Source organism: Phascolarctobacterium succinatutens (assembly GCF_023497905.1).
Lineage (GTDB): Bacteria > Bacillota > Negativicutes > Acidaminococcales > Acidaminococcaceae > Phascolarctobacterium_A > Phascolarctobacterium_A succinatutens.
In genome coordinates this window covers 1,465,815-1,491,927 of sequence record NZ_CP097284.1, presented here as the reverse complement: position 1 = coordinate 1,491,927, position 26,113 = coordinate 1,465,815, and the positions used below count along the sequence as shown (strand labels likewise).

Genomic DNA, 26,113 nt, shown 5'->3' with positions numbered 1-26,113 from the left:
AGCCTTTGCGAAAGCGAGGCTGCTGTAATGCTATAGAAAGTAGATATTACTACTCTGAAATGTGATGCTGTTGTGAACGCTGCCAACAGCGCTATGACAGGCTGTTATATTCCCAACCATCGCTGCATTGACAACGCAATTCATACCTTCGCCGGCATGCAGCTGCGCCTTATATGCGATAATTTGATGGAGCAGCAAGGCTACCCTGAACCTGCAGGAGGTGCTAAAATTACGCCGGCTTTTAATCTTCCGAGCAGGTATGTATTGCATACCGTAGGTCCTGTTATCAGCGGCAAGGTGAAAAAGCACGAGAGAGAACTGCTTGCATCATGCTACCGCTCTTGCCTGGGGCTGGCGGCGGAGAATAAATTAGAAAGTGTTGCATTCTGCTGTATTTCTACAGGTGAATTCCATTTTCCCAATGAGTTGGCGGCAGAGATTGCCGTGCAGAGTGTTAAGAAGTTTTTCAGGCTACAGACGGGCGTAAAGAAAGTAATATTCAATGTTTTCAAAGATTTGGACAAAAATATCTACTAAAAATTACTCGGAGCAAATTAAGTGTTTACAAGCTGCACTGCAGGAATGTGAGGCTGTTGTTATCGGTGCAGGCTCCGGCTTGTCGACAGCGGCTGGGTATACCTACACAGGGGAGCGGTTTCAAAAGTATTTTGCAGATTTTGCGGAGAAATATAGCATTCGTGACATGTACTCTGGTGGCTTTTATCCGTTTCCTACGCAGGAAGAGTTTTGGGGTTATTGGAGCCGTTATATTTTTATCAACCGTTATATGGATGCACCGAAGCCTGTTTATGAAAAGCTTTTGCGCCTGGTGGCAGATAAGGATTACTTTGTCATCACAACTAATGTAGACCATTGTTTTCAGAAAGCTGGCTTTGATAAAAAGCGGCTTTTCTATATGCAGGGAGATTATGGCTTGTTTCAGTGCAGTGAGCCATGCTGCCGGAAAACGTATGATAATGAAATCAGAATTCGGAAAATGCTGGAAGAGCAGAAGGATATGCGAGTTTCTGCTGAGCTGATTCCGTATTGCCCTATCTGTGGCAAGCCTATGACAATGAACCTGCACTGCGATGCTACCTTTGTGCAGGATGATGGCTGGTATCGTGCGTCGCAGCGGTACAAGGAGTTCCTTGAGCAGCATAAGGGCTTGAGGGTGCTGTTTCTGGAACTTGGCGTTGGGATGAACACACCGGCGATTATAAAATTTCCTTTCTGGCATTTGGCAAATGAGTGGGCAAATACTGCTTATGCCTGCATTAATCTAGGCGAAGCCTATGCGCCGGAAGAAATAGAGGCAAAATCAATTTGCATTAACGAGGATATAGGGGTAGCTTTGCAGAAGCTTATTGATAGAGGTTCAGTGCAGGACATTTTTTAATATACCCAATCAACAAGCTACAAATTTTTAGGCATTTATATCCATAATTCATAGCATAGCAAAAAAGCTGACGCTTTGCATTTACGCAAGGCGTCAGCCTGTTACTTTGGCAAATGATATTCTGTTTAAAGTTTTTCGTGCCAACAAAAAAAGCAGCTATTACACATGCAAGAAGCTTGATAATAACTGTGTTTTTTTATGCTCAGATCAAGGAACATGTCGGTGTTCAACCGATGAACAAAGTATAACATGTAATAACGAGGTAATCGTGGAAAAAAGTTGCGCGTTGATTTATTATTGCTCGATATAAGGAGGATAGATTAAGTCCTCAAGGTCGAATATGCTTTCTGCAGGTTGATGCTGACGCTGATTATACATGCAGCATAAACTCCGACGCAGAAAAGTAGGTGATATAACCCCAAAGAAATCTCCGCTTCAGCTATCATAATTCCTATCATTGTGGTATGATTAAGTTGACAAGAAACAAATTTTTTATACAAGGATGGTGAAGTAATGGAGACTTTTATCGGAATACTGATACCTTTTATCGGAACAACACTCGGTTCGGCGTGCGTGTTCTTTATGAAAAAATCGCTGAGTAATATGGTGCAGCGCTCGCTTGCGGGCTTTGCAGCCGGTGTTATGGTTGCAGCATCTATCTGGAGCCTGCTGATTCCTGCTATCGAGCAATCCGAAAGCATGGGAAGGCTGTCCTTCCTCCCTGCGTTTATCGGCTTTTGGATTGGAATATTGTTTTTGCTCCTGCTTGACCACATGATTCCCCATCTGCATGTGGGAAGTGAGCAGACGGAAGGTCCCAAAAGAAATTTGAGCCGTACTGCGATGATGGTTTTGGCTGTCACGCTGCACAACATACCTGAGGGAATGGCAGTAGGTGTAATATATGCCGGCTTTCTGGCGGGTAATACGTCAATTACGGCAGCAGGGGCGCTTGCCCTGTCCATCGGTATTGCTATTCAGAACTTCCCTGAGGGCGCGATTATTTCTATGCCGCTTCGTGCAGAGGGAGAGAGTAAGAGCAGAGCGTTTTGGGGTGGTGTGCTGTCCGGTGTTGTGGAACCAATCGGAGCAGTGCTGACGATACTTGCCGCTCAGTTTGTAATACCGGTGCTGCCATATCTTTTGAGCTTTGCTGCCGGTGCAATGCTTTATGTTGTTGTAGAGGAGCTTATCCCTGAAATGTCGCAGGGAGAGCATTCCAATATCGGCACGATTTTCTTTGCCGTAGGCTTCAGTGTGATGATGGTGCTGGATGTTGCGTTAGGGTAGAGAATAATTTCGGTATATCAGAATACTGCCGCTTGCAAACAGTATAGCGGAAAGCCTGAAAGAGACAAAGAATATTATGAAATGAGAGATTGCTGTGAAAACAAAAACAGCATTAAGAAATTTGATGGCAAAATCGAGCTTCTTAATGCTGCACTTCACAGTAATCTCTCTTTAATTAAACAGTTTATCTGGCATGCCTAACATCTTCTTTTGCACATAGACAGATTCTGACGTACTCATCATCAAGCTATATATATAATTATTCCATATCGCTTGCACAGGTATTTTTATGGTGGTAGGCTAAATTAAACAATACTCGGAGGTCTTAGCATGAATATAACAGTATATCTTGCCTCATCCACAGGCAATGATTCTAAATTTGAGGAAGCAGTTAAAGAGTTGGGTAGCTGGATTGGTGCGAGCGGTAATACATTAGTTTACGGAGGCTCAAAGACAGGCCTGATGGGAGAGCTGGCGCAAAGCGTTCTGCAGGCAGGCGGTAAGGTTATCGGCGTGGAGCCGCAGTTTTTTATAGATGAAGACTATCAATATGAGGGACTGACGCAGCTGATAATTACCAAGGATATGGCAGAGCGCAAGACGAAAATGATTGAGCTTGGCAATGCCTTTATTGCCTTTCCCGGCGGCGTGGGAACGCTGGAGGAGGTCAGTGAGATTATGTCAAAGATTTCACTGGGACATCTGCAGGCGCCGTGCATCTATTATAATCTTGACGGTTATTATGATGATATAAAGCACTTTCTGCAGCAGATGATTGCTAAAGGTTTCTCTTCAGAGGAAAAGCAGCAGGGAGTATATTTTGCGGAAAGCTTGGAAAAAATTAAGGAATTATTGAAATAAAAGAGTTGACGAGAATATAAAAAGGCTGACGCTTCGCATTTACGCAAGGCGTCAGCTTTTTTGCTGCCGTAAATATTCTGTGCTTATATTTATATCCGGAAACACTTTTGCAGTGCTGTATACTCACCTAATGCTAACATAGTTATGTCCTCGGATAATACGGTGTCAGGTGTTATGGAGACATCAGTTTTTCCTAAGCGTTTTATACCAAGAATATTGATGCCAAACTTCTTGCGGACATCCAACATACCGATGCTTTTACCAACCCATGCTTTGGGCACCTCTACTTCAAAAATAGCGTGCTGCTTGTCAATTTCAATATAATCGAAAATATGGTCTGCGGTGTAGCGTTTGGCTGCCCATATAGCCATCTGTTTTTCAGGATAGACTACATTGTCTGCACCGTTACGAAGCAGAAACTTTGCCTGGACATCGCGTTCAGCACGAGATACTACACATTTTGCGCCCAGTTCTTTCAAAAGCGAAGTAGTTTCCAGCGAGTTTTGAAAATTACCGCTGATAGTTACGAAGCAAACGTCAAAATTCCTGATGCCAAGAGCACGTAAAAACTCTGCATTGGTACTGTCACCGATTTGTGCTTTGGTGACAAACGGCAGTACATCGTTAATTCTTTCCTCGTCAGTATCAACCGCCATGACCTGATGCCCTAATTGTGAAAGCTGCATAGCGATATGACGCCCGAAATGACCTGCTCCAATCAATAAAATATTTTTCATAGGATATCCACTCCTTTTGTTTAGCCAATAGTGATTTTTTCCAGCGGCAGTTTTGAGTTAACTGCTTTTTTGCCGGATAATGCTGCGTACATGAGCGTAAGGCTGCCTACTCTGCCAAGATACATAAGTAAAATCAGTATCAGTTGTGAGGGTACATGTAGCTGCGGTGTAATTCCCAACGTCAGACCGACTGTTCCCAATGCTGATGCTGTTTCATATAAGCAGGATGACAGTGGCAGGTTCTCATAGGCACTGATAAAAATTCCTCCCCAAAAAAATAGTGCAATATACATGGTGAGGATAGTTGAGGCAAGCTTGATTGCATTGTAATCGATTCTGCGATCAAAAAAATGGGCACTGTCCTGCTGGCGATAGGTCGCAACAATGTTGGCAAGCAGGACGGCAAAGGTTGTCGTTTTCATACCACCGGCAGTTGAGCCCGGTGAACCGCCAATCAGCATTAAAAGAATCATAATGCCTTGCGACGAGCTGGACATAGCAGATAAATTTACCGTATTGAAACCGGCTGTTCTTGTTGTGACTGACTGGAAGAGAGCTGCCTGAAGACGCGCTTCAATGGGAAGGGGTGCAAAATCAAAAAAGAAGAAAAAAATTGCCGGGAAGATAATCAGAATCAACGTAAAAATGAGGATTACTTTACTTTGCATTCTGTAGCGTCGGAACTGCAGCTTGTTTTCGTAAATGTCCTCCCAGGTCAAAAAGCCGATACCGCCAATTATGATAAGCAGCATAATAGTTATATTCATTATTGGATTTTGCTCATAACCGGTAAGAGATGGATACAGATTGTTTGCGGTTCCCAAAATATCAAAGCCTGCATTGCAGAAGGCCGAGACAGAATGAAATACTGCCATCCAAATACCATGCCAGCCATAGTCGCGGCAGAACATCGGCAGCATGGCAAGTATACCCAAAAGTTCAACAAGAAATGTCCCCCACAGAATAAACTTCGTAAGCCGGACAATACCGCCTACGTTGGGAGCTGATAGGGCATCCTGCATGGTGCTGCGTTGCATTAAAGAAATTTTTCGCCTGGACAGAAGTGCAAATAATGCAGCTACAGTGACAACACCAAGACCGCCAATCTGTATCAGTGCCAGAATGATTGTCTGACCAAAGGCCGACCAGTAGCTGCCGGTATCATGCAGCACAAGACCGGTTACACAAACTGCGGAGGTTGCGGTAAAAAGCGCATCAAGAAACGGTGTTACACAGCGTTCTGCTGCGGAAATTGGCAGCATCAGCAGTAATGCACCCAGCAGGATTACTCCCGCAAAACCTAATATGATAATTTGAAAAGATGAAAGCTGAAATCTTCTGCTAATCATTTCTTCTGACATACCTACACCTTCTTGTTAATCTGTTTATATATTCATTGTGCTTGTTGCGGACACAATGTAAAAGCCGTATATTGAACACTGCTTTGCTTGTTCCTATCATAGCATTTTTTCGGTGTAGATTTGGTAAAGAAACGGGTATGGAGCAATATTATCCGGTGCTGTACCTTGAAGCGCTTTTGCTCGTGAAGTATAATGGGTTTGTAAAAATAATTAGGAGAAGCATTATGAAGCATCAACAACGACAAGAAGATATTTTGTTTTCGGTCTGTGTTTTTTTCGGCGCTTTTGCCATTAATCTTCTGATTCGGAAGCTCTTTACAACACAAACGCTGGTTCCTATGATTTTTGTATTTGGCGTATTTCTGATATCGCTGAAAACGCACGGGTATTGCTATGGTATTGTTTCGGCTGTCTTAAGCGTATTTGCCGTAAATTTCGCTTTTACTTATCCTTATTATACTTTAGATTTTTTCGTAGAAGAAAGCATCTTGTCTGCTATTATTATGCTGGTTGTTGCCGTTTCCACCAGTACGTTGAACAGTAGGATACGTGATCAGGAGAATTTGCGGGCAGAAAGCGAAAAGGAGAGGATGAGGGGCAATCTGTTGCGGGCAATCTCTCATGATTTGCGTACACCTCTTACATCAATATATGGCTCATCTTCTACGCTGATTTCCAAGAAGGATGCACTTTCGGAAGAACAGCAGCTAAAGCTGTTGGGAGAAATTCAAGAGGATAGCGAGTGGCTTATCCGCATGGTCGAAAACCTGCTGGCTGTTACAAGAATCGACGGTGCTAAGGTCAAGGTTGTGAAAACGCCAATCGTTTTGGATGAACTTATTGACTCTGTGCTTATGAAGTTCTCCAAGAAGCACCCGAATCAGAAGGTGATTACGCAGATACCGGCCGACTTTGTGGATATTCCTATGGATTCAATCCTCATCGAGCAAGTGTTGCTGAACTTTTTGGAAAATGCTGTGTTTCATGCGAATGGTATGACAGAGCTGAAGCTGTCGGTTTCCCTTGCAGGAGATAAGGCCATATTTGAAGTTGCCGACAATGGGTGTGGCATTCCGGAGGAGATTTTGGATAAGATTTTTACCGGATGTTATAAAAAGTCTGCAGCACCGATAGACGGAACGCGCAGCAATATGGGCATCGGTATTTCGGTTTGCGCTGCTATTATTAAGGCGCATGGCAGCGAGATTTTTGTGGAAAACAGGAAGGGCGGCGGTGCTGTATTCCGCTTTTCTTTGGCAAGAGGGTGCGATGATGAGCAATAATAAATTCAAAATTTTAATCGTAGAGGATGAAGCAAACATCCTAAGCTTCATCAAAGCAAATTTGGAAATAAGTGATTATCAGGTAATCTGTGCAGAAACCTGTGCGCTCGGCATGATGATGTACGCTTCTTATCATCCGGATCTCATTGTTCTGGATCTCGGGTTGCCGGACCGTGATGGCTTGAGCTTAATTCAGGATGTTAGAGAAGCGGATACTGTTCCCATCATTGTCCTTTCTGCCCGTTCCGGCGAAATGGACAAGGTGGAAGCCTTAGACCTTGGCGCGAATGATTATATTACTAAGCCGTTTGGAACTGAGGAACTGATGGCTCGTATCCGTGCAGTGCTTCGCAGTCATCGTTACAGTGAGAAAAACGAGGGTAATCACATCGGTAAATTTCAATTTCAGGATTTGATGATTGATTACGATAAAAGGCAGGTTTTGGTCGATGGAAACGAAATCGACCTGACACAGACGGAATACAATATTTTGACTTTCCTCTCCATCCATGCGGGAAAGGTGCTGACTTATGCTGCCATAATCCAAGCAGTATGGGGATATTCTGATTATGGCAGTGTCAAAAAGCTACAGGTAAATATGAAAAACATCAGGAAAAAAATGGGCGTGACACCCGGAGAAAAGCGCTATATTGTTAATGAGCTTGGTGTAGGCTATCGTATGCTGGCAGAAGATGAAGAATAGGATCTGCCGGAAAGTGTACAGATGGCTAATATAATGATAAACTAAAATCCGTCCTTATGCTTTCACAGCACAGGGGCGGGCTTTCTTTTAATATAGGTGTTATGATTTTTACAAGCATGGTATAATTAGAACAATGCCATTGTACAAATCTGGCTGCGAAATTTGCTTTGCATAAACAGCTGACGGTGAAGGAGGTTGGGGTTGGCCTGACCTTGGAGTGGTAAATAATAACTTATATGTCAGCTGGATTTTGCAAAATGCTTAGAGGATAAATTTTCGTGGGTGTAATTATGAAAATAAAAAGTATTATAGCTAAAGCGCTGTTGATAATGTCGTTATTTGTGGTTATGCCGCTTGTTTTTTCTCAAGATAATTATGCGTATGCTTCGAGAGAAGAGCTGTTGGATCTTGAAGAAGAAAAGTCCGATATAGAGGATGAAATAGCAGAAAGACAGGCTAACGGTGAAAGCTATGACGATTTGGAAGAGCGGCGTAATGATGTGCAGGATGAAATAGAAAATATCAAGGATGAGGGCTGAGGCTTTCGGTAAAATCCGCACATAAACTTTAAACTCGCAAGTTTTTATCAATGGCAAAAAAGCGCAGCTGTTACACATGCATAAAGCATGCTGATAGCTGCGCTTTTCTTGCTGCCTGTAAAAAAAATGCAACCAAGCTGCATTTGATTTTTTGTTTTATGGCGTATTAGATTCTCTGACATAGACAAAAATTGTCATTGGTGTGTGATATACTAAAGATAAATCAGTGCTTAAGTAAAAAAGTAGCGCTGAGTTATCAGCATATTTTTTAATACTGTTCATCGGATTCACTGAGGAAGGAGGGTGCTGGCCGTGGCTTTTAATGAGTTAATAAAAAGCTTTGATAATATACGGCAGATGATGCGTGATTTTTATGTCTTTGGCTTTAAGAGCAGAGCTGATTTTGCGGATAAAAGCGCCCGTAGCTATGACAATGAGCGCAGACGCATTGAAAGCTGGCTGGGTGAGTATATGTATTTTCGTCAGAATGCCGGTGGCAAGAACTGCTTTATTTCCGTGGACAGCAGAAAAATCTCGCATAATCCTTTTTACAAGGCGTTGAAGGCGAAGAGCTTTACGGCTAATGATATCATGCTGCATTTTTTTCTGCTGGATATTTTGCAGCCTGGTGAAAAATTTACTCTGCGTCAGCTTATGGAAAGGCTGGATGCAGCGTATTTATCCTGTTTTGATGAACCGGTGGCGCTGGACATTTCCACTGTGCGTAAGAAATTGGCAGAATATGCAGAGCTTGGTTTAATAGAAAATGAAAAATGCGGTCGGGAGTATATTATGAGCGCAGCAGGGATGAAGTTGATTTGGAGGCTTGGCGTGAGGCTGTGAGCTTTTTTGCCGAAACGAATCAGATAGGTGTTGTGGCAGCTTTATAGAGGATAAGTTTTCTGCAGGCAGCAACGTATTTTCCTATAAACATCATTATTTGCTGCATGCCTTGGGGAGTGACGTGTTGCTTGATTTACTGGCGGCGATGGAGTGCAGGCAGTGCGTGCGTATTGAAAGCTCTTCTTCCAGAGGCAAGAACATTTCTTTCCGCGTGCTGCCGCTGAAGATTTACGTAAGCACGCAAAGCGGCAGGCGTTATGTGATGTGCTGGTTCTTTAAGGCGCATAGGATTATTTTCTGCCGTCTGGATAATCTTGAACGTGTTCTGGAAGCGAAGCCTGTGCGCGATTATGACAAGTTTTGCGCTATGGCAAAGCAGATGGAACAGCATTTGTGGGGCGTATCTATGAACAGATGGCTTGCTGCTGATGCCTTGGAGCATGTGGAGCTTGTAGTGCGCATCAGCAGTGACGAGCCGTATATTTTACAATGCCTGGAGCGGGAAAAGCGCTGCGGACGAGTGGAAAAAACAGATGCTGAGCATTATCGTTTTATTGCCGATGTACATGATGCAGGCGAAATGCTGCCCTGGCTGCGTACCTTTATCGGTCGCATTGAAAGTTTTTCCTGCAGCAATAAGGCTGTGGAAGAAAAGTTTTGGCAGGATTTAGCGGAGGTGTACGCTATGTATGGCGTGAAGAAAGCAGGTGAAGCGTAGATGAGCACAGTGTTCAGTGAGGTTTACGGAACCTATTATAATGTTGTGGCGAAGGTGCTGACGCAGGCGCTTGACGGAAAACTGTCTGCAGCAAGCATGCAGCAGCTTGTCTGCGAGGGTGCTTATGGCGACAGCGTGCTGCAGCTTTGGCCTGCACTTGCTGACGGTACATGGAAGCTGCTGACGCCGGAGCTTGGGACACCGCTGAAAAATAAGCCGACGATGCCCCTGACTGCTCTGCAGAAACGATGGTTGAAAACCTTGCTCCTTGATGAAAAAATCAGCTTATTCTTTTCTGATGAGGAGATTGCAAGGCAGCAGGCTGCATTGCAGTCTGTAGAGCCTTTGTGCAGGCCTGAGCAGTTTGTCTTTTTCGACCGCTTTGTGGATGGCGATGCTTATACCAATCCCAAATACAGAGTAAACTTTAGGGAAATTCTTCATGCCGTGCGGGAAAAGCGTTATCTGAATGCTTCGTACCGGAGCAATAAGGGAACGATTATCGTCTGGACGGATTTGGTGCCGGTGTCTTTGGAATATTCGGCTAAGGATGATAAGTTTCGCCTGCAGGCAATAGCCGAGCGTAAGCAGGTGACGCTGAATTTAGGCAGAATAATATCCGTAGAAGCGGGAGAGGCGGTAGAGCATGTAAAAAGCTTGAAGAAGGGAGAACTTGCCGAGCAGACGCTGGTTTTGGAAATTGAGGATGAACGCAGTACGATGGTGCGCGCATTGATGCATTTTTCCGACCTGGCGAAGGAAAACGGAAAAGCTGGACGAGTCGCACTACCTGCTGACAGTGCAATATGACAAGAGCGATGAAACCGAAATGCTTTTCCGTGTATTGAGCTTTGGGCCGACGATTAAGGTGCGTGAGCCGGAGGACTTTAAGGAGCTTATAAGAAAAAGCTCAGAGAACAGCTGCAATGCAGCGCAGAATTTTAAGTGCGTATGTTTTTTTCCATGATTATAGCTTGCTGCTGTGTTAAGATTAACATAGCAACAAGCTATTTTTATAAAACAGAACAGATGATGGAGGAATAAGCATATGGAAAAATTTGTAAGCTATGAGAAAATGTCGAAAAAACAGCAAAAGATAGTCAACGCCTCCAAACGAGGCAACTGGGGAAATGTGAAGCCGATTACCAAGGTCAAGGCTTCGGCAAAAATTTATAATCGTAATAAAAAGCAGAACTCCGGAGACTATGGCTATAGTTTCGGGAGTTCTGCTTTTTTATAAGGCGGGGAAATGCTATGAGAAAGAGCTTGAACGAATGGGGAAGATTTTTGGCACTGGTGCTGCGGCATAAACCGCAAGCAGTTGGCATTGAGCTGGATGCGCATGGTTGGGCGCAGGTGGAAGCACTGCTGGCTGCCTTTAACCGGATAGAAGCGTTTAATATGCTTATGCTGGAGCAGATTGTTGCCGAAGATGGCAAGCAGCGTTTCGCATTCAGCGAGGATAAGAAGAGAATAAGAGCGAATCAGGGGCATTCCGTGAAGGTTGATGTGGAACTTTGGGAGGTTGCGCCGCCGGAGCTTTTGTATCACGGGACAGGCGTTAAATATGTTGCGAGTATTAACAGGCAGGGACTTATCGCCAGGCAAAGGCTGTATGTGCATTTGTCGGCGAATGTAGAAACAGCGCATAATGTCGGCAAAAGACATGGAGAGCCGTTTATCTACGTAGTTCTGGCAGGCGAAATGGTGAGAGCGGGCTACAAGTTTTACCTTTCGGCCAACGGCGTGTGGCTGACAGAAAGCGTGCCCAAGAAGTTTTTATGGGAATTGGAAGGAGCTTTAGATAGTGAAATTTGACGATTTTGATAAGCGGATGCGAGTGTATGAACGGTGAGGCCAGTGGTTATTTTTCCTTGGCACTTGGTAAGGCGGTCTGCTTTGACTGCAGAGTTGTGCCTTTGCCTAACATTGAACTCGTAAAGGATTATTTTTTGTGGCGGCAGGAGGATGCAAACCGAAATGCGCTTAACTCTTGGTATTATTGGACGTTGCGTAAGGAGGGACTGTCAAAAAATGAGGCTACGCAGTATTTGAGGGCAAAAAGTGTTGCCTTCAAAAATGAGCTTCTCTTTGCAAGGAATATAAACTACAACGATGTACCGCAATGGTAGAAAAGAGGCGTTGGTGTATACAGCAAGGAGTATATTCGCCAAGGCTACAATCCGATTTCGGGAAAAATTGTATTCGTAAAAAGAAAGAGCTTTGAAGCAGATTATGAGTTGCCCATAGCTGAAAAGTATTCGTCATTTATAGGCAGTTTTTTAGCTACAAAGTATTAGTTAAGTAAGGTGATTGATATGAGAATATTATTATTGATGCGTGGTGTGCCGGGCTCCGGCAAGAGCACGTTTATAAAAGAGCAGGGACTGAAGCCTTATACATTGAGCGCGGATGTGCTGCGTCTGTTATATGCTTCGCCGATGCTGGATAACGCAGGCAGATGGTGCATCAGCCCACATTTTGACAAGCAGATGTGGCCGTTTTTGCCTGCAGACGCTGGAGGAGCGCATGAAGCGTGGCTGCTTTACGGTCGTGGATGCCACCAACATCCGCGGCAGAGATATAACTGCGTACAAAAAGCTTGCCAATGAGTATAAATATCGTGTTTATGTGGTTGATTTTACTGATATTACTATTGAGGAAGCAAAGAAAAGGAACCTGCAGCGTGAGGAATACAAACAGGTTCCGGAAAATGTTATTGAAAGAATGTATGCTCAGCTGGCGGATAATAAGGTTCCGTCCGGCATTACCGTAATCAAACCGGAGGATCTGGCGCAAATTTGGTATAAACCACGCGATTTATCTGCCTATAAAAAGGTAATTCATATCGGTGATATTCATGGTTGCTATAAGCCGCTGAAGGAATATCTTGAGGAAATAAATCCGCAAAACTACTATATTTTTCTTGGCGATTACATTGACAGGGGCAGCGAGAATGCTTAGGTGCTGCAATTACTGTTGCAGCTTGCCACATTAGATAACGTTACGCTGCTGGAGGGCAACCATGAGGCTAACTTGCGGGATTACGGCTTGCCGGATGGCGTTGCTTCGAAGGAGTTCCGCATGCAGACGGCACCGGAGCTGGCGCAAGCAGGCCTGAGCAGGAAGGCGGTATATAATTTTTACAGGAAATTATCGCAGTGCTTCTGCTATACATATCAGGGCAAAAAGGTTTTAGTAAGCCATGGCGGCTTGGCACGTATGCCGGAGAATTTATCTTTGGTGGCAACAGCGGAGCTGGTTTACGGCACCGGCGTGTATGAGGATGCGCTGGACGTTGATATATGCTTTGCCAAGCATGCTGCTGCGGACGAGTATCAGGTTCACGGATACCGCAATTATGAGGGCGTGCCTGCGGAGGTTACCGAGCATTGCTTTAATCTGGACGGAGCGGTGGAAATGGGCGGTCAGCTGCGGGCGCTAGAGCTTAGCGAGGATGGCTTTGTGATGAAGATGATTGCTTCGAGCAAGTAGTTTGAAGAGCGCAAGTCCTGCGTGTAAAACTTTTAGGCTATCAGAAGTCTGTTTTATAAGATGCGAAAATAAGCAAAGGCATAATAAGCTGTGATAATGCAGCTTGTTATGCCTTTTTGCGTGCTTTAAATTTTAAGAATAAAAAAGAACTCCCGTACGTTAGAAGCTGGTGACACAGTGCCCCAATAACGAATTACGGGTAGTTCTTTGTGGGAGGGACTAACAAAGCATCTGTCCCCCTCATCCGACCACTGACTTCCAAGTATGATGCTACACTCCATCAGCCGGTAATTCGATTATATCATAAGCAACATCATCAATCGTGGAAAAAAGCTTGCGCATAAGTTGCACTTGTATTGTTATAGTGTTAGACTAAATTAAACATATCATGCATATTTTAAAAGCAATTCAATTCATACAGGAGCAGAAAAATGATTGATAAAATGCTTATCCGTGGAGCGAAGGTCCACAATCTGAAAAATCTTGATATAGACATTCCCTTGGGGAAAATTGTCGGCATTGCGGGTGTATCCGGATCCGGCAAATCATCCCTGGCGCTTGGCGTGCTGTACGCCGAAGGTTCACGCCGCTATCTGGAGGCGCTTTCGACATATACGCGCCGACGCATGACGCAGGCTGCCAAAGCGTCTGTAGATGAGGTGCTTTATGTTCCTGCGGCCTTGGCGCTGCACCAACGCCCCGGTGTGCCAGGAATCCGCAGTACCTTCGGAACAGGTACGGAGCTGCTGAACAGCCTGCGCCTCATGTATTCGCGCCTTGCCAACCATCGCTGTCCCAACGGACATTATCTGGAGCCGACGCTTTTGGTTGCCGCAGGCAAGAAGCTGACTTGCCCGGAGTGCGGCGCACAGTTTTATGCGCCGTCTGCCGAGGAGCTGGCCTTCAATTCGCAGGGTGCCTGCAAAACCTGCGGCGGTACAGGCAGTGTTCGCACGGTAGATATCAGCACGCTGGTGCCGGATGAATCGCTTACCATAGAGCAAGGCGCTGTTGCACCTTGGAACAGCCTCATGTGGTCGCTGATGACTGATGTCTGCAAGGAGATGGGCGTGCGCATAGATGTACCGTTTTGCAAGCTGACGGAGCAGGAGAAGGATATCGTTTATCACGGTCCTGCGGAAAAGAAGCATATTCTCTACCATCCCAAGAAAAGCAATTCCAACGATTTTGCTGAGCTTGATTTTACCTACTTCAACGCTGTTTATACAGTCGAAAATGCGTTGTCTAAGGTAAAAGATGAAAAGGGCATAAAGCGCGTAGAAAAGTTTTTGAAGGAAGATATCTGCCCCGACTGCCACGGTACGCGTCTTTCCGTAGCTGCGCGTGCACCGAAGCTGTTAGGCATTTCGCTGGACGAGGCTTGCCAAATGACACTGGTGCAGCTGGTATCATGGGTGCAGCGCATTCCGCCAAGCTTGCCGGAGGCAATGCGTCCGATGGCGGAACGCATCTGTGAAGCTTTTACCGGCACTGCAAAACGTCTGCTGGACTTGGGGCTCGGTTATCTTACGCTTGACCGCTCCGCTGCTACGCTCTCTACGGGAGAGAGGCAGCGTATGCAGCTGGCGCGTGCTGTCCGTAATCGTACTACCGGAGTTCTTTATGTGCTGGATGAGCCGTCCATCGGCCTGCATCCGTCAAACATCGTGGGCCTTAACGGTGTGATGCATGACCTGGTGGCGGACGGGAACTCTGTCATCCTTGTGGATCACGATACGCAGATTTTGCAGGAAGCAGACTGGCTTGTGGAAATGGGACCGGAGGCAGGCGCTGGCGGTGGCCATGTAATTGCGCAGGGAACGATAGCGGAGATTGAAGCAAATCCTGCTTCGCAAATCGGCCCGTTCCTTGCCGGAACGGCAGCGGCAAAGCGGAAAAGCTGCGCTCAGAAGCAGGAGCTGTTTGCTGACGGCACCATTCAGCTTGCCACTGCGGCAATCCATACCGTTAAACCGTTGGAGATAAATATTCCGAAGGGACGCCTGACGGTTGTCACCGGTGTATCCGGTTCCGGTAAAACCACAATGGTTTTGGAAAGCCTTGTTCCCGCGTTGGCTGCGGCGATTGACGGCAAGGCGCTGCCTGAGCATATCCGTGCCGTTAACGCTGAGGGGATTGAGCACGTTAAGCTCATTGATGCCACGCCTATCGGAATTAATGTTCGTTCTACTGTGGCTACCTATGCAGGCATTCATGATGATTTGCGTAAGCTCTACGCCAAATTGCCCGAAGCTAAAGCGCATGAATATAAGGCAGGTGCTTTTTCGTACAATACAGGTTCGCTTCGCTGCCCCGGATGCGACGGAACAGGCGTTGTCAGTCTGGACGTACAGTTTTTGCCGGACGTGGATATACCCTGCCCGGACTGCCGCGGTTCGCGGTACGCGAAGGCGGCCTACGATATCAGGCTGACAAACGAGGCAGGGGAAGGCGCTTCGCTGCCGGAGCTGATGGCTATGGACGTAAACACTGCTCTTGAGTTCTGCAAAAATATGAAGGGCATCAGCCAAAAGCTGAACGTGTTGCGTCAACTTGGTCTTGGTTATCTGACGCTGGGCGAGGAAACGCCGGGTTTATCGGGCGGTGAAGCACAGCGCTTGAAGCTGGCCAGCGAAATCGGCAGAACGCAGCATGATTCTGTTTTTGTCTTTGATGAGCCTTCGATTGGCTTGCATCCTTTGGATGTACAGGTACTGCTGGAGGTTTTTCAGGCGATTTTGGATAATGGGGCAACTGTCGTTGTCATTGAGCATGATTTAGACGTTATCCGTAACGCTGACTATGTGCTTGATATGGGCCCCGGCGGCGGTGATGCAGGCGGAAGGCTTGTGGCGTGCGGAACGCCGACAGAGATTAAAGCAAACGCAAACAGTATTACCGGCAGATTTTTGTGATTGAGCGTGGAGTGATAAGAGAATAGTAAAAAAGTAAGAGCTGATTTTGGCGAATTGCGAAAGTCAGCTCTGTTTTTGTGCGTTAGAAATTACGCTGTCAAGCAGTGTCGGCGCATAGTGGCAAACTCGCAGATAGTGCAAGCAAGAGGGCTTTTTTGTGATATAATAAAAGAAAAATCACTTAAGCAGAGTCTTATGCTTAAATATAAGCTGTAAAAGGCTATGGCAACAGGGAGGTTAAACACATGATTGAGCTGAGCAGCAAGCAAAACTGTACAGGCTGCAGTGCTTGCGCCAATATCTGCCCGCGTGGCTGTATAAAAATGACTGCGGACGAGGAAGGCTTTTTGTATCCCAAGGTTAACGAAGAAATGTGTATGGATTGCGGTTTATGTGAAAATGTCTGCCCTATGCTGCACAAACCGCAGCAGCATGAGCTGCTTGCGGTGTATGGTGCCAAGAACAACGATGATGCAGTGCGCTTTACTAGCTCCAGTGGGGGAATGTTCACGCTTTTTGCTGAGGCAATCTTAAAGCAGGGCGGTGTTGTGGTTGGCGCGGCGCTGGACGAACAGCTTAATGTGCAGCATGTGTTGGTGGATAGCCTTGCCGATTTGCCTAAGCTGCGTGGTTCGAAATATGTGCAGAGCAAAATCGGCAAGATTTACAGTGAGGTACGGCAAATTTTACGTGCAGGCAGAAAGGTTCTGTTCAGCGGTACGCCTTGCCAAATTGCCGGTTTAAAGAAATATCTGGTAAAGCCGTCGGAGAATCTTTTGACGATTGATGTGGTTTGTCATGGTGTGCCTAGTCCCAAGGTTTATCAAAAGCATTTGCGGGAGCTGGCGCAGGAGGCAGGCGAGCCGGTTGTGCAGGTGAATTTCCGCGATAAGGCGAAGGGTTGGAAGCAGGGCGAGACATTGTTCTTTACCGAGCATCAGCACTTCGGAGCGAGCAAGCGGCAGGAAACGTATATGCGCCTTTTCCTGAATAATATCAGCATACGTCCGTCCTGCGGTGAGTGTGCGTTTAATAATAAGCGTAGCCTGGCGGATATCACGATTGCCGATTATTGGGGAATAGATAAGCAGTACCCGGAATTTGATGATGATAAGGGCGTTACGCTGGTGCTGGTGAACAGTAAGGCTGGAGCGGAATTACTGGCGCAGGTTAAGGATAAGGCGGAGCTTTTGACAACGGACTTTGCCAAGGGGGCAGAATATAATTTGGCGGTGAGCAAGTCGCTGCCGCTAAATCCTAAGCGGACATTTTTCTTTGAGCATCTTGATGAGTATACGCTGAAAGAGATGGTGGAGAGGTGCTTGGAGTGAGTGGGGATAGTATACATCTATTAAAACAATTGTTAATAAAAGTTAGATAATATGATATGATTAAGATACTGAGAGGAGGGAATGATATTAGCGATATAATAAAGAAAATGATCTTTTATAACAAGTATGAGGACTAATAATTTTAAGCAAAATGTATCGCTGATTTCGTGAAAATGCAAGAATTGATTTCGATAGTAGTAATAGCGTTTTTAATAATTTCCATTGTAGTAATGGTGAAAACACTTAATAAGCAGTAGGTTCAATAGATTACATATTGAATGGAAATAATTTCCCCCACAAAGGAGGTTATTCATCATGTACAATAAATATCTTGCGGAATTAAGCAAAGAACAACTTTTGGAGCTGATTGAGCTCTACGCGAAAAACTGGCTGGCGCATGATGGTGTCTGGTTTCAGTCGATTGAACGCAAATTCGGTATGGCGGAGGCCATGTACCATGATGAGGAAGCGTGGAAGCGATTTACTGTGATTGAAGCCAAGCGCATCAAGGAGTTTTTGCAGCTGCCGGAGAATCCTGGACTTGAGGGCCTGGAGCAGGCGCTGCACTATCGCTTTTACGGCAATTTGAACGAGCATGAATGCATTCGTGAAGGCAACAGGCTTGTTTACCGCAACCGCGACTGCCGTGTGCAGACGGCGCGCAGCCGCAAGGGTATGCCGTATCATCCGTGCAAATCGGTCGGCATTTACGAATACAGCGGTTTTGCTGCTACGATTGACGCGCGCATCAAATGCCGTTGCCTGAGCTGCTTCCATGATTGTACGGAAAGTCCTGACGGCTGTGTGTGGGAATTTTATCTTGAAGAAGAGTAGAATATTTGCTGTTATAAAATTTAAATGGGCATATGTCAAAAATATAATTGACATATGCCCGTTTCGCTTATATAATGGACTTAGAGAGGAGAAAATCAGATGCCTAGGAAAGTAAAATGCAGAAAGGTTTGCCATTACCCGCAAACGCTGGAGTTTTTACCGCAAAACAATAATGCAGATCAGGAGCCTATTCTTCTTACCGTTGACGAATACGAAGCGATACGCCTGATTGACAGGCGCGGTATGAGTCAGGAGCAGTGCGCGGCCTTTATGCAGATTGCGCGGACGACAGTGCAGCGCATTTACGAAACGGCGCGCAAGAAGCTGGCGGATTTTGTTGTGGAAGGACGGCCGCTGCGTATCGAAGGCGGAGATTTCCAGCTCTGTAACGGCAGCAGTACAGGCTGCGGCTGTGTTGATTGCTTTAAGCAAAAATTATATGAAAAATACAAGGAAAAGGGAGAAGATATTATGAGAATTGCAGTAACCTATGAAAACGGCGAGATTTTTCAACATTTCGGACATACTGAGGAGTTTAAGGTTTATGATGTGCAGGACGGCAAAGTTGTTGCGTCCGAGGTTGTGAATACCAACGGCCAAGGTCATGGTGCTTTGGCAGGCGTATTGACCGCGCTGAAGGCAGACGTTCTGATTTGCGGCGGTATCGGCGGCGGTGCACAGATGGCTTTGGCTGCTGCAGGCATTAAGCTGTACGGCGGCGTAAGCGGCAGCGCGGATGCAGCGGTAGAGGCTTTGCTGGCAGGCAATTTGGACTACAACCCCGCTGTTAAATGCAATCACCACGGTGAGCATGGCGAAGGTCACACCTGTGGCGAGCATGGCTGCGGCGGTCATCACTGATATAAGATAAACTACGAATACATTATTACAAAGGAGGCCTGATGTAAATGGCGATTATTGTAAACCCGACAGCTGCAGAATTTAAGCAGATGCTGGCCGAAAAGAAAACGTTTCTGGTAGATTTTTATGCGACCTGGTGCGGTCCCTGCAAGATGCTCAGTTACGTGCTGGAGGATATTGCTAAGGAGATGGGTGAGCGCATAGATATCGTGAAGATTGATATAGATAAGGAGCCGGAGCTGACGGAGGAAATGGATATAACCATTATTCCCGGTCTGTTCTTTATCAAAAACGGCGAGGTTGCTTCGCGTTACGCAGGCTTTCTGCCGAAGGAACGCCTGCAGGCAAGACTGGAAAAGCTGTTGGGCAACGAACCGCCGGTGGAGCAGGCTCCCGATAGAAGCTATGATCTGATTATTATCGGCGGCGGTGCTGCCGGCCTGACGGCAGCTGTTTATGCGCGCCGCGCAGGTTTGAAAACTTTGGTGCTGGAATCCTTTGCTCCCGGAGGCAAGCTGATAAAAACCTTTGAGATTGAAAACTGGCCCGGCATCAAGAATGTTAACGGCTCACAGCTGGCCTACGATATTTACGAGCAGGCGATGGCCTTAGGCACAACCTATCTTTATGAGAAGGTTGCTGCTCTGGAGATTGAAGGAGCGGAGCGCCGTGTGCGCTGTGCGAGCGGTGCGGAGTTTACGGCACCTGCTGTGATTATCGCTACCGGTACTGTGGAGCGCTTGCTGAACATTCCGGGCGAGCAGGAGATGATCGGCCGCGGCATCAGCTTCTGTGCTGTCTGCGATGCGGCGTTCTACCGCAATAAGCATGTAATTATTGTGGGCGCAGGCAATGCTGCTTTTGAGGAATCACTGTATCTTGCGGAATTTGCGTCGAAGGTTACGATTCTGGCGCGTCGTGATGTTATTAGCGCTGAGCAGATTACGCAGGATAAGGTGACCGCTAATCCGAAGATTGAAGTGCTGACATGGCGTGTACCGCAGGAGGTTATTATCGAAAATAATCGCGTTGCGGGACTCAAGGTGCTTAATAAACAGACGGGAGCATCGGAAACGATGCTCGCAAAAGGCGTCTTCCCCTATATCGGCGCGGACCCTGTAACAGATTTCTGCCGTGATTTGGGCATCACTAATGACAAGGGCTATCTTGTTGTGAAAAGCGATATGTCGACTGCTGTTCCCGGTGTGTATGGCGCCGGTGACGTGTGCGACAAGGTGCTGCGTCAGGTTGTAACGGCGACTAATGACGGTGCTATTGCGGCTCAGAGTGCTTTGAAGTATTTGCGTTAAAGGACGTGTGGCATTATGAAAAGATTTGCATTGGTAAACGAGGACAGATGCGTTTCCTGCGGTGCCTGCACGCAGGTGTGCCAGCGTCAGGCAATCAGTATATACAAGGGGTGCTTTGCAAGAGTGGACAGGGAGCGCTGCGTTGGCTGCGGTATCTGTGCCAAAACCTGTCCTGCAGGCAGCATCAGGGTGGCAACAGATGGCTAAGAAAGTACAGCATTGGTATGATTATCTTTGGCTATGGCCGATAATTTATTTTGTCCTGGGCTTTTTCAATATCCTTTTTGCCTGGCTGGGAATGATTGATTTTATGGTGCCTGTTTTGTTGGCACTGTTTGGCGGCAACAAGCTGTTCTGCAACCGTTACTGCGGACGCGGACTGCTTTTGGCAAAGCTGGGCGGCGAGTGGAAGTGGTCGCGTAACCGCGCTACGCAGGAGTTTTTGGTCGCCAAATGGTTCCGCTTCGGCTTTTTATGCTTCTTTATGGCCATGTTCGGCAATATGCTGTGGCAGACTTATCTTGTAGCTGCGCAGGCGCAGTCTTTGCGCGAGGTAGTGACACTGCTCTGGATGTTTAAGCTTCCTTGGGCGTGGGCCTATACCGCAGGCAGCTCTTCGGCATGGGTTGCGCAATATGCCTTTGGCTTTTACAGCGTAATGCTCACTTCTATGCTGCTTGGCTTAGTTGTAATGGCGCTGTTCAAGCCAAGAACCTGGTGTACCTTCTGCCCGATGGGTACTATGACGCAGATGATTTGCAAAATGAAAAAATAGCTTGTGAAAAATTTACAAGCATATGAAAAATGACCTCCTGCAGTCAGCAGTAAAAGCTGCTTACGGGAGGTCTTTTTATGCGTAAAAAAACACAGCAGACGCTGAATCTGCTGCGTATTAAAAATTGAATTTGATGTTGTTATCGATGCTTATTCCTGCCAGCCTTTGCACAAATCTACCCAGCCCTGACAGTTGGCGCTGTACTGCTCCAGCTCGTCCGGAGTAAGCTCAATAGCGCTGTTGTGGCTGCCGCAGGCAGGGAAGAAGGTTACAAAGCGTTTGAGGGAAACGTCAAGATAAACCTTAACGCCGTCATTGATGCCGAAGGGGCAGACGCCGCCGATAGCGTGGCCGATATCAGGCTCTACTTCGTCAGCAGTCAGCATCTTGGCCTTGCAGCAGAAGAAATGCTTGTACTTGGCGTTATCTACCTTAGCATCGCCTGCTGTGACGATGAGGATAACGCTGTCATCATGCAGCTTAAAGGAAAGGGTTTTGGCAATGCGCGCAGGCTCACAGCCTGCTGCTTGTGCTGCCAGCTCTACGGTAGCGCTGGAGGTTGCAAACTCTATGATACGATTATCTGCATTAAATTGTTTCAAGTATGTACGAACCTTTTCTATAGACATGACAAAAGCCTCCCTTTAAAAATGCTTACTGAAAATTATCAGCTAAAAAATCACAGCAATCGTCCAGCTCTGCTACATGGCAGTCCGCCAGCTTGCCTGCATCGCAGGCCGCTGCCAGGGACGGGTTAATCGGCAGGCGGGCGAGCACCTTCAGACCGTAGGCATCGGCAGTTTCTGCCAGATGGCTGGGGCCGAAAATTTCGTAATCCTTGCCGTTATCGGGGCAATGGAAGTAAGCGTAGTTTTCAATCAGACCGAGAATCGGAATGTTCATCATGCGTGCCATTTTTACTGCCTTGGCAACAATCATGGAAACAAGCTCCTGCGGAGAAGTTACGATGATAATGCCGTCAACAGGCAGGGATTGGAAGACGGTCAGCGGTACGTCACCGGTTCCCGGCGGCATATCAACAAACATAAAGTCTATATTTGTCCAGATGGCATCGCTCCAAAATTGCTTTACCATACCGGCGAGCAGAGGCCCACGCCAAACAACAGGGTCAGAATCATTCTTCAAAAACATATTGGCAGAAAGCACCTCCAGACCGCAGGGAGCAGTCAGAGGCAGAATACCGATTTCGTTGGCTTTGGCCTTGCCGTTTACGCCCAGGTTATGTCCCATGGACGGACCGGTGATATCAGCATCTAAAACAGCACAGCGCTTACCGCGGCGCTGCATACTGCTTGCTAAAAGACCGGTGATGATGGACTTGCCTACACCGCCCTTGCCGCTGACTACGGCGATAACCTTTTTGACGCTGCTCATCGGATTGAGCTGCGCACGGAAATTAGTTGCCTGTGTTTTTTCAGCAGCTGCTGCGGAGGGACAGCCTTCACAGCTGCTGCGTCCGCAGGAAGATGCATTGCTGCATTGTTGTTCGTTAGACATAAATTACACCTTACTCTCTAATTGATTATGAATAAATTTATTAGTTAGCTTTTCTTACAGCCTTCAGCAGCAGGCCTACAGCAATACCGCCGAAGCAGGGAACAACCCAGCCGAAGCCGATGTCAAACAGTGGCAGGTTCTGCGCCAGAAAGTTATCCAATGCCATGAAGCGGATGTTGGCAACGCGCAGACCGTCGAAAACAGCGAAAATAGTTGTCAGTATCAGGCAGATGCGGAAGGTCAGCTGATCATCATGGATAATTGCACGACCGATGTTGAGAATTACCAGAGCGATAATAATTGGATAGAGCATGCAGATAACAGGAATGGAGAACTTGATGATGTTTTCCAGACCGAAGTTAGCTACTACCAGGCTGAAAGCAGAGACGAAGAATACCAGTCGCTCGTATTGCATACGGTTATTGCTAAGTTCGGCAAAATAACCGGAGATAGCGGTTGTCAGGCCGATGCTGGTGGTGAGGCAGGCAAAGAAAATAATCAAAGCCAAGACAACCTGACCGCCGAAGCCCATGTAATAGGTACAGATTTTGCTGAGCAGAGTTGCACCATTGGGGATAACACCGAAAACATTGATGCTCAGTGCGCCGGTGTAAGCCAGTGCTGCATAGATGATAGCAAGGAAGAAGGCTGCAATCAGGCCGGCATAAGAGCAGAGCTTGGTCAGAACCTTTTTATCGGTAATGCCTTGAGCTTCAATAGCCTTGATAGTAATAGAACCGAACAGAATTGCTGCCAGAAGGTCCATGGTATTATAGCCTTCCTGGAAGCCACGGAAGAACGGAGATGCAGCGAAGTCCGGATTAGGCATTTTCAGGCTGCCGGTAGGATTTACGAAAACGCAGACCACGAGAACTGCCAGACAAATCAAAAGCATGGGGGACAAAAATTTACCGATATGACCGATGATCTTTGACGGATTAATGGAAAAGAAATAGGTCAGGATGAAAAAGAACACGGTGTATACCGGCAGGCCGATAGCTTCGCAGGAAGCAGGCAGCAGGCTGTGAATACCGGTGTCAAAGGAAACGGCAGCGGTACGCGGAATAGCGAACAGCGGGCCGATAGCCAACGCACAGAGAATGGTAACGGCGCGGGCATACAGGGGATGCATAGGCATAGCAATGGAGTCCGGGTTATCGCTTTGCTTCATAGCCATAGCAAGTACGCCCAAAAGCGGGAAGCCAACGCCGCTCAGGCAGAAGCCGAGCATGCCCCAGGAAATGTTTTCACCTGCCATCTGTCCTAAAACAGGCGGGAAAATTAAGTTGCCGGCACCGAAGAAAAAGGAAAATAACATCAGGCCGATGGGAATGATTAATGAAAGGTTTATCTTATCGTTTTGCATTAAGTGCTCCTTTTTTACTACCTTAATTAAAAGAGTAGTCTGTATTTTGAAATCATAGAAAAAGCCACCTAGTCCGTCAGGAGCATAGATGGCTTTAAAAGGCTTATTTTACCAGCAGACGGAAATATTTCTTTTTACCCTTACGGATTAACAGGCTCTTATCTGCATCAAACATGTCTGCACTCAGGCATGCTTCTGCATCCTGCAGGACAGTGTCTGCTACAGTCAGGCCGCCTTGGGCGATTAACTGACGAGCTTCGCGTTTGCTGCTGAAAACTTTAGCGGCAGTCAGTACATCGATAATCTTGGCAGTCATATCTTCCGAGGTAATTTCGATTGCCGGTACGTTGCTCATGTCTTTGGCATTGCCGCCGAAGAGTGCTTCGGTAGCTTCCTGCGCCTGACGCGCTGCTTCTTCGCCATGAACAAGCTTGGTAACCTCATAGGCCAGAACTTTTTTAGCTTCGTTAATAGCTGCATCCTTCAGTGCGCTCAGACGACGAACTTCATCCATCGGCAGGAATGTCAGCAGGGACAGGCAGTTTTCTACGTCGCTGTCGGCAACATTACGCCAGTATTGATAGAAATCATACGGAGAAGTTTTTTCCGGGTCAAGCCACAGAGCACCCTTTTCGGTTTTGCCCATTTTGCGGCCATCGCTGGTGGTCAGGAGCTTGCAGGTCATGCAGTATGCAGGCTTTTGATCCTTGCGGCGGATTAATTCTACGCCGGCAAGCATGTTGGACCATTGGTCGTCGCCACCCAGCTCCATAATGCAGTTATGGTCATGGTGCAGCTTCCAGAAGTCGTAGCCCTGCATAATCATATAGTTGAATTCAAAGAAGGTCAGGCCTTTTTCCCAACGCTTTTTGAAGCATTCCGCAGCCAGCATACGGTTAACGGTAAAGTGTACGCCAACCTCGCGCAGCAGCTGAACATAGTTCAAGTCTAACAGCCAGTCAGCATTGTTGACAATAATAGCCTTGTCTTCACCGAAATCAATGAAACGGCTCATTTGCTTTTTGAAGCAGGCAATGTTGTGAGCGATGAATTCCGGAGTGAGCATTTTACGCATTTCGTCCTTGCCGCTCGGGTCGCCTACCATGCCGGTGCCGCCGCCCAAAAGTACGATAGGACGATGGCCTGCGTGTTGCATATGGCTCATCATCATCAGGGCGATGAAATGGCCTACATGCAGACTGTCCGCGGTGGGGTCAAAGCCGATATAAAAGGTAATTTTTTCCTTCTCTAACAATTCTTTAATCTCGTCTTCATGGGACATTTGCTTAATAAAGCCACGTTCCATAAGCACGTCATAAACAGACATCAGATAACCTCCTTAAAATTTAAGCTGTGAAAAACAGCCTAGGCGATATATATAATCTACATTATACAATATAAGCTTGTTTTTAGCAAATGAAAAAGACTTTATAAAAGTGAAAATGGCTGATATGCAGGAAAAAATCCCGAATATCAGCCGAAAGTGTAAACTGTTATTCCAAATGAGATGTGCAGTGCGGGCAACGGGTTGCGTCATCGGCAATCTCGGATTTGCAGTAAGGGCACAGACGTGGCTCCGGTGCAGGCTCCGGTTCCGGAGTGAGCTTGTTGATCTGACGAATCATCATAAAGATGACAAAAGCGAGAATCAGAAAATCCAGTACGGAATTAATGAAGCTGCCATAGGCAAGTACAGGAGCTCCGGCCTTTTTTGCTGCTTCCAGTGTAGCATATTCCTTGCCGTTGAGGCTGATAAACAGATTGGAAAAATCCATCTTGCCAAGCGCCATACCTAATGGAGGCATAACGACATCATTTACCAGCGAGCTGACGATTTTGCCGAAAGCACCGCCGATGATAACGCCGACGGCCATATCCATAACATTACCTCGCATAGCAAATTTTTTAAAATCTTCTTTCATAGACATATATGAACACCCCTCGTTAAAAGTATTTTTTATAGTATTCTCGTTA

At 46.5% G+C, this 26,113-nt stretch carries 28 protein-coding genes and 1 pseudogene; 22 read left to right on the top strand and 7 right to left on the bottom strand.

Annotated elements, in window-relative coordinates; genetic code table 11:
• Positions 1-42 precede the first annotated feature (42 nt).
• The 4 genes and pseudogenes from M5E81_RS07065 to M5E81_RS07050 all read left to right on the top strand — a co-directional run.
• Positions 43-537 (top strand): annotated as a pseudogene (locus M5E81_RS07065) (macro domain-containing protein); the annotation flags it as partial.
• Positions 503-1,399 (top strand): SIR2 family NAD-dependent protein deacylase, encoded by an 897-nt coding sequence (locus M5E81_RS07060; protein ID WP_249747134.1) that lies wholly within the window; start codon positions 503-505, stop codon positions 1,397-1,399. The pseudogene M5E81_RS07065 and the gene M5E81_RS07060, both read left to right, overlap by 35 nt.
• 513 nt (positions 1,400-1,912) lie before the next feature.
• Complete coding sequence (locus M5E81_RS07055) at positions 1,913-2,689, top strand: ZIP family metal transporter (RefSeq protein ID WP_009144519.1); 777 nt, start codon at positions 1,913-1,915, stop codon at positions 2,687-2,689.
• A gap of 330 nt (positions 2,690-3,019) precedes the next feature.
• Complete coding sequence (locus M5E81_RS07050; protein ID WP_249747133.1) at positions 3,020-3,550, top strand: LOG family protein; 531 nt, start codon at positions 3,020-3,022, stop codon at positions 3,548-3,550.
• An 89-nt stretch (positions 3,551-3,639) separates the two neighbouring features.
• Here the strand turns inward: M5E81_RS07050 and M5E81_RS07045 are convergent, their stop codons facing one another.
• Both M5E81_RS07045 and M5E81_RS07040 read right to left on the bottom strand, forming a co-directional pair.
• A complete protein-coding gene (locus M5E81_RS07045; RefSeq protein WP_009144516.1) occupies positions 3,640-4,287 on the bottom strand; it encodes a potassium channel family protein in 648 nt (215 codons plus the stop codon).
• Positions 4,288-4,307: 20 nt separating this feature from the next.
• Complete coding sequence (locus M5E81_RS07040; RefSeq protein WP_249747132.1) at positions 4,308-5,648, bottom strand: TrkH family potassium uptake protein; 1,341 nt, start codon at positions 5,646-5,648, stop codon at positions 4,308-4,310.
• Between the two features lie 71 nt (positions 5,649-5,719).
• Between M5E81_RS07040 and M5E81_RS07035 the strand changes: the two genes are divergently transcribed.
• The 18 genes from M5E81_RS07035 (at position 5,720) to M5E81_RS06945 (ending at position 21,255) form a co-directional block, all read left to right on the top strand.
• Positions 5,720-6,931, top strand: a complete 1,212-nt coding sequence (locus M5E81_RS07035) for a sensor histidine kinase (protein WP_249747131.1) — start codon at positions 5,720-5,722, stop codon at positions 6,929-6,931.
• Positions 6,921-7,634 carry a response regulator transcription factor gene (locus tag M5E81_RS07030; protein WP_009144513.1) on the top strand — a complete coding sequence of 238 codons (714 nt, stop codon included), beginning with the start codon at positions 6,921-6,923 and terminating at the stop codon, positions 7,632-7,634. The genes M5E81_RS07035 and M5E81_RS07030 overlap by 11 nt, the downstream gene beginning before the upstream one ends.
• Before the next feature lie 290 nt (positions 7,635-7,924).
• The gene (locus M5E81_RS07025) at positions 7,925-8,173 is read left to right on the top strand and encodes a hypothetical protein (RefSeq protein ID WP_249747129.1); all 249 of its coding nucleotides are present in this window, start codon (positions 7,925-7,927) and stop codon (positions 8,171-8,173) included.
• Positions 8,174-8,485: 312 nt separating this feature from the next.
• Positions 8,486-9,016, top strand: a complete 531-nt coding sequence (locus M5E81_RS07020; RefSeq protein ID WP_249747128.1) for a transcriptional regulator — start codon at positions 8,486-8,488, stop codon at positions 9,014-9,016.
• A gap of 124 nt (positions 9,017-9,140) precedes the next feature.
• Positions 9,141-9,734: a WYL domain-containing protein gene (locus tag M5E81_RS07015; RefSeq protein ID WP_050787076.1), complete on the top strand. Its 594-nt coding sequence runs from the start codon at positions 9,141-9,143 to the stop codon at positions 9,732-9,734.
• Positions 9,735-10,544, top strand: a complete 810-nt coding sequence (locus M5E81_RS07010) for a WYL domain-containing protein (RefSeq protein WP_249747127.1) — start codon at positions 9,735-9,737, stop codon at positions 10,542-10,544.
• Between the two features lie 238 nt (positions 10,545-10,782).
• Complete coding sequence (locus M5E81_RS07005; RefSeq protein WP_249747126.1) at positions 10,783-10,974, top strand: hypothetical protein; 192 nt, start codon at positions 10,783-10,785, stop codon at positions 10,972-10,974.
• Between the two features lie 14 nt (positions 10,975-10,988).
• Entirely contained in the window at positions 10,989-11,552 is a 564-nt protein-coding gene (locus tag M5E81_RS07000) for an RNA 2'-phosphotransferase (protein ID WP_249747125.1), read from the top strand.
• A gap of 26 nt (positions 11,553-11,578) precedes the next feature.
• A complete protein-coding gene (locus M5E81_RS06995; RefSeq protein ID WP_249747124.1) occupies positions 11,579-11,866 on the top strand; it encodes a hypothetical protein in 288 nt (95 codons plus the stop codon).
• A 280-nt stretch (positions 11,867-12,146) separates the two neighbouring features.
• Complete coding sequence (locus M5E81_RS06985) at positions 12,147-12,698, top strand: AAA family ATPase (protein ID WP_419720834.1); 552 nt, start codon at positions 12,147-12,149, stop codon at positions 12,696-12,698.
• Complete coding sequence (locus M5E81_RS06980) at positions 12,699-13,229, top strand: metallophosphoesterase family protein (protein ID WP_249747121.1); 531 nt, start codon at positions 12,699-12,701, stop codon at positions 13,227-13,229.
• Between the two features lie 431 nt (positions 13,230-13,660).
• Positions 13,661-16,144 carry an excinuclease ABC subunit UvrA gene (locus M5E81_RS06975; protein ID WP_249747120.1) on the top strand — a complete coding sequence of 828 codons (2,484 nt, stop codon included), beginning with the start codon at positions 13,661-13,663 and terminating at the stop codon, positions 16,142-16,144.
• A 245-nt stretch (positions 16,145-16,389) separates the two neighbouring features.
• Positions 16,390-17,475, top strand: coding sequence for a Coenzyme F420 hydrogenase/dehydrogenase, beta subunit C-terminal domain (locus M5E81_RS06970; RefSeq protein ID WP_087942286.1), 1,086 nt, complete (start codon positions 16,390-16,392; stop codon positions 17,473-17,475).
• 315 nt (positions 17,476-17,790) lie between these two features.
• A complete protein-coding gene (locus tag M5E81_RS06965) occupies positions 17,791-18,309 on the top strand; it encodes a DUF6125 family protein (RefSeq protein WP_249747119.1) in 519 nt (172 codons plus the stop codon).
• 99 nt (positions 18,310-18,408) lie between these two features.
• The gene (locus M5E81_RS06960) at positions 18,409-19,170 is read left to right on the top strand and encodes a DUF134 domain-containing protein (protein ID WP_249747118.1); all 762 of its coding nucleotides are present in this window, start codon (positions 18,409-18,411) and stop codon (positions 19,168-19,170) included.
• Positions 19,171-19,217: 47 nt separating this feature from the next.
• Positions 19,218-20,480 carry a thioredoxin gene (gene trxA, locus M5E81_RS06955; protein ID WP_249747117.1) on the top strand — a complete coding sequence of 421 codons (1,263 nt, stop codon included), beginning with the start codon at positions 19,218-19,220 and terminating at the stop codon, positions 20,478-20,480.
• Between the two features lie 15 nt (positions 20,481-20,495).
• The gene (locus M5E81_RS06950) at positions 20,496-20,687 is read left to right on the top strand and encodes a 4Fe-4S binding protein (protein ID WP_249747116.1); all 192 of its coding nucleotides are present in this window, start codon (positions 20,496-20,498) and stop codon (positions 20,685-20,687) included.
• A complete protein-coding gene (locus M5E81_RS06945; RefSeq protein WP_009144496.1) occupies positions 20,680-21,255 on the top strand; it encodes a 4Fe-4S binding protein in 576 nt (191 codons plus the stop codon). The genes M5E81_RS06950 and M5E81_RS06945 overlap by 8 nt, the downstream gene beginning before the upstream one ends.
• Positions 21,256-21,404: 149 nt before the next feature.
• Here M5E81_RS06945 and M5E81_RS06940 read toward each other — a convergent pair whose 3' ends face one another.
• The 5 genes from M5E81_RS06940 to mscL form a co-directional block, all read right to left on the bottom strand.
• Positions 21,405-21,884: a YbaK/EbsC family protein gene (locus M5E81_RS06940; protein WP_009144495.1), complete on the bottom strand. Its 480-nt coding sequence runs from the start codon at positions 21,882-21,884 to the stop codon at positions 21,405-21,407.
• A 25-nt stretch (positions 21,885-21,909) separates the two neighbouring features.
• A complete protein-coding gene (locus M5E81_RS06935; protein ID WP_249747115.1) occupies positions 21,910-22,773 on the bottom strand; it encodes an Mrp/NBP35 family ATP-binding protein in 864 nt (287 codons plus the stop codon).
• Positions 22,774-22,813: 40 nt separating this feature from the next.
• The gene (gene brnQ, locus M5E81_RS06930) at positions 22,814-24,139 is read right to left on the bottom strand and encodes a branched-chain amino acid transport system II carrier protein (RefSeq protein WP_009144493.1); all 1,326 of its coding nucleotides are present in this window, start codon (positions 24,137-24,139) and stop codon (positions 22,814-22,816) included.
• A 103-nt stretch (positions 24,140-24,242) separates the two neighbouring features.
• Positions 24,243-25,466: a tyrosine--tRNA ligase gene (gene tyrS / locus M5E81_RS06925; RefSeq protein WP_249747114.1), complete on the bottom strand. Its 1,224-nt coding sequence runs from the start codon at positions 25,464-25,466 to the stop codon at positions 24,243-24,245.
• Positions 25,467-25,632: 166 nt separating this feature from the next.
• Complete coding sequence (gene mscL / locus M5E81_RS06920) at positions 25,633-26,061, bottom strand: large conductance mechanosensitive channel protein MscL (RefSeq protein WP_040564500.1); 429 nt, start codon at positions 26,059-26,061, stop codon at positions 25,633-25,635.
• Positions 26,062-26,113: the final 52 nt, after the last annotated feature.

Coding starts and splice junctions, on each gene's coding strand:
- M5E81_RS07060 (WP_249747134.1), top strand. CDS start 503: ATGTTTTCAAAGATTTGGACAAAAATATCTACTAAAAATTACTCGGAG.
- M5E81_RS07055 (WP_009144519.1), top strand. CDS start 1,913: ATGGAGACTTTTATCGGAATACTGATACCTTTTATCGGAACAACACTC.
- M5E81_RS07050 (WP_249747133.1), top strand. CDS start 3,020: ATGAATATAACAGTATATCTTGCCTCATCCACAGGCAATGATTCTAAA.
- M5E81_RS07045 (WP_009144516.1), bottom strand. CDS start 4,287: ATGAAAAATATTTTATTGATTGGAGCAGGTCATTTCGGGCGTCATATC.
- M5E81_RS07040 (WP_249747132.1), bottom strand. CDS start 5,648: ATGTCAGAAGAAATGATTAGCAGAAGATTTCAGCTTTCATCTTTTCAA.
- M5E81_RS07030 (WP_009144513.1), top strand. CDS start 6,921: ATGAGCAATAATAAATTCAAAATTTTAATCGTAGAGGATGAAGCAAAC.
- M5E81_RS07025 (WP_249747129.1), top strand. CDS start 7,925: ATGAAAATAAAAAGTATTATAGCTAAAGCGCTGTTGATAATGTCGTTA.
- M5E81_RS07010 (WP_249747127.1), top strand. CDS start 9,735: ATGAGCACAGTGTTCAGTGAGGTTTACGGAACCTATTATAATGTTGTG.
- M5E81_RS07005 (WP_249747126.1), top strand. CDS start 10,783: ATGGAAAAATTTGTAAGCTATGAGAAAATGTCGAAAAAACAGCAAAAG.
- M5E81_RS07000 (WP_249747125.1), top strand. CDS start 10,989: ATGAGAAAGAGCTTGAACGAATGGGGAAGATTTTTGGCACTGGTGCTG.
- M5E81_RS06995 (WP_249747124.1), top strand. CDS start 11,579: ATGAACGGTGAGGCCAGTGGTTATTTTTCCTTGGCACTTGGTAAGGCG.
- M5E81_RS06985 (WP_419720834.1), top strand. CDS start 12,147: ATGTGCTGCGTCTGTTATATGCTTCGCCGATGCTGGATAACGCAGGCA.
- M5E81_RS06975 (WP_249747120.1), top strand. CDS start 13,661: ATGATTGATAAAATGCTTATCCGTGGAGCGAAGGTCCACAATCTGAAA.
- M5E81_RS06970 (WP_087942286.1), top strand. CDS start 16,390: ATGATTGAGCTGAGCAGCAAGCAAAACTGTACAGGCTGCAGTGCTTGC.
- M5E81_RS06965 (WP_249747119.1), top strand. CDS start 17,791: ATGTACAATAAATATCTTGCGGAATTAAGCAAAGAACAACTTTTGGAG.
- M5E81_RS06960 (WP_249747118.1), top strand. CDS start 18,409: ATGCCTAGGAAAGTAAAATGCAGAAAGGTTTGCCATTACCCGCAAACG.
- trxA (WP_249747117.1), top strand. CDS start 19,218: ATGGCGATTATTGTAAACCCGACAGCTGCAGAATTTAAGCAGATGCTG.
- M5E81_RS06950 (WP_249747116.1), top strand. CDS start 20,496: ATGAAAAGATTTGCATTGGTAAACGAGGACAGATGCGTTTCCTGCGGT.
- M5E81_RS06945 (WP_009144496.1), top strand. CDS start 20,680: ATGGCTAAGAAAGTACAGCATTGGTATGATTATCTTTGGCTATGGCCG.
- M5E81_RS06940 (WP_009144495.1), bottom strand. CDS start 21,884: ATGTCTATAGAAAAGGTTCGTACATACTTGAAACAATTTAATGCAGAT.
- M5E81_RS06935 (WP_249747115.1), bottom strand. CDS start 22,773: ATGTCTAACGAACAACAATGCAGCAATGCATCTTCCTGCGGACGCAGC.
- brnQ (WP_009144493.1), bottom strand. CDS start 24,139: ATGCAAAACGATAAGATAAACCTTTCATTAATCATTCCCATCGGCCTG.
- tyrS (WP_249747114.1), bottom strand. CDS start 25,466: ATGTCTGTTTATGACGTGCTTATGGAACGTGGCTTTATTAAGCAAATG.
- mscL (WP_040564500.1), bottom strand. CDS start 26,061: ATGAAAGAAGATTTTAAAAAATTTGCTATGCGAGGTAATGTTATGGAT.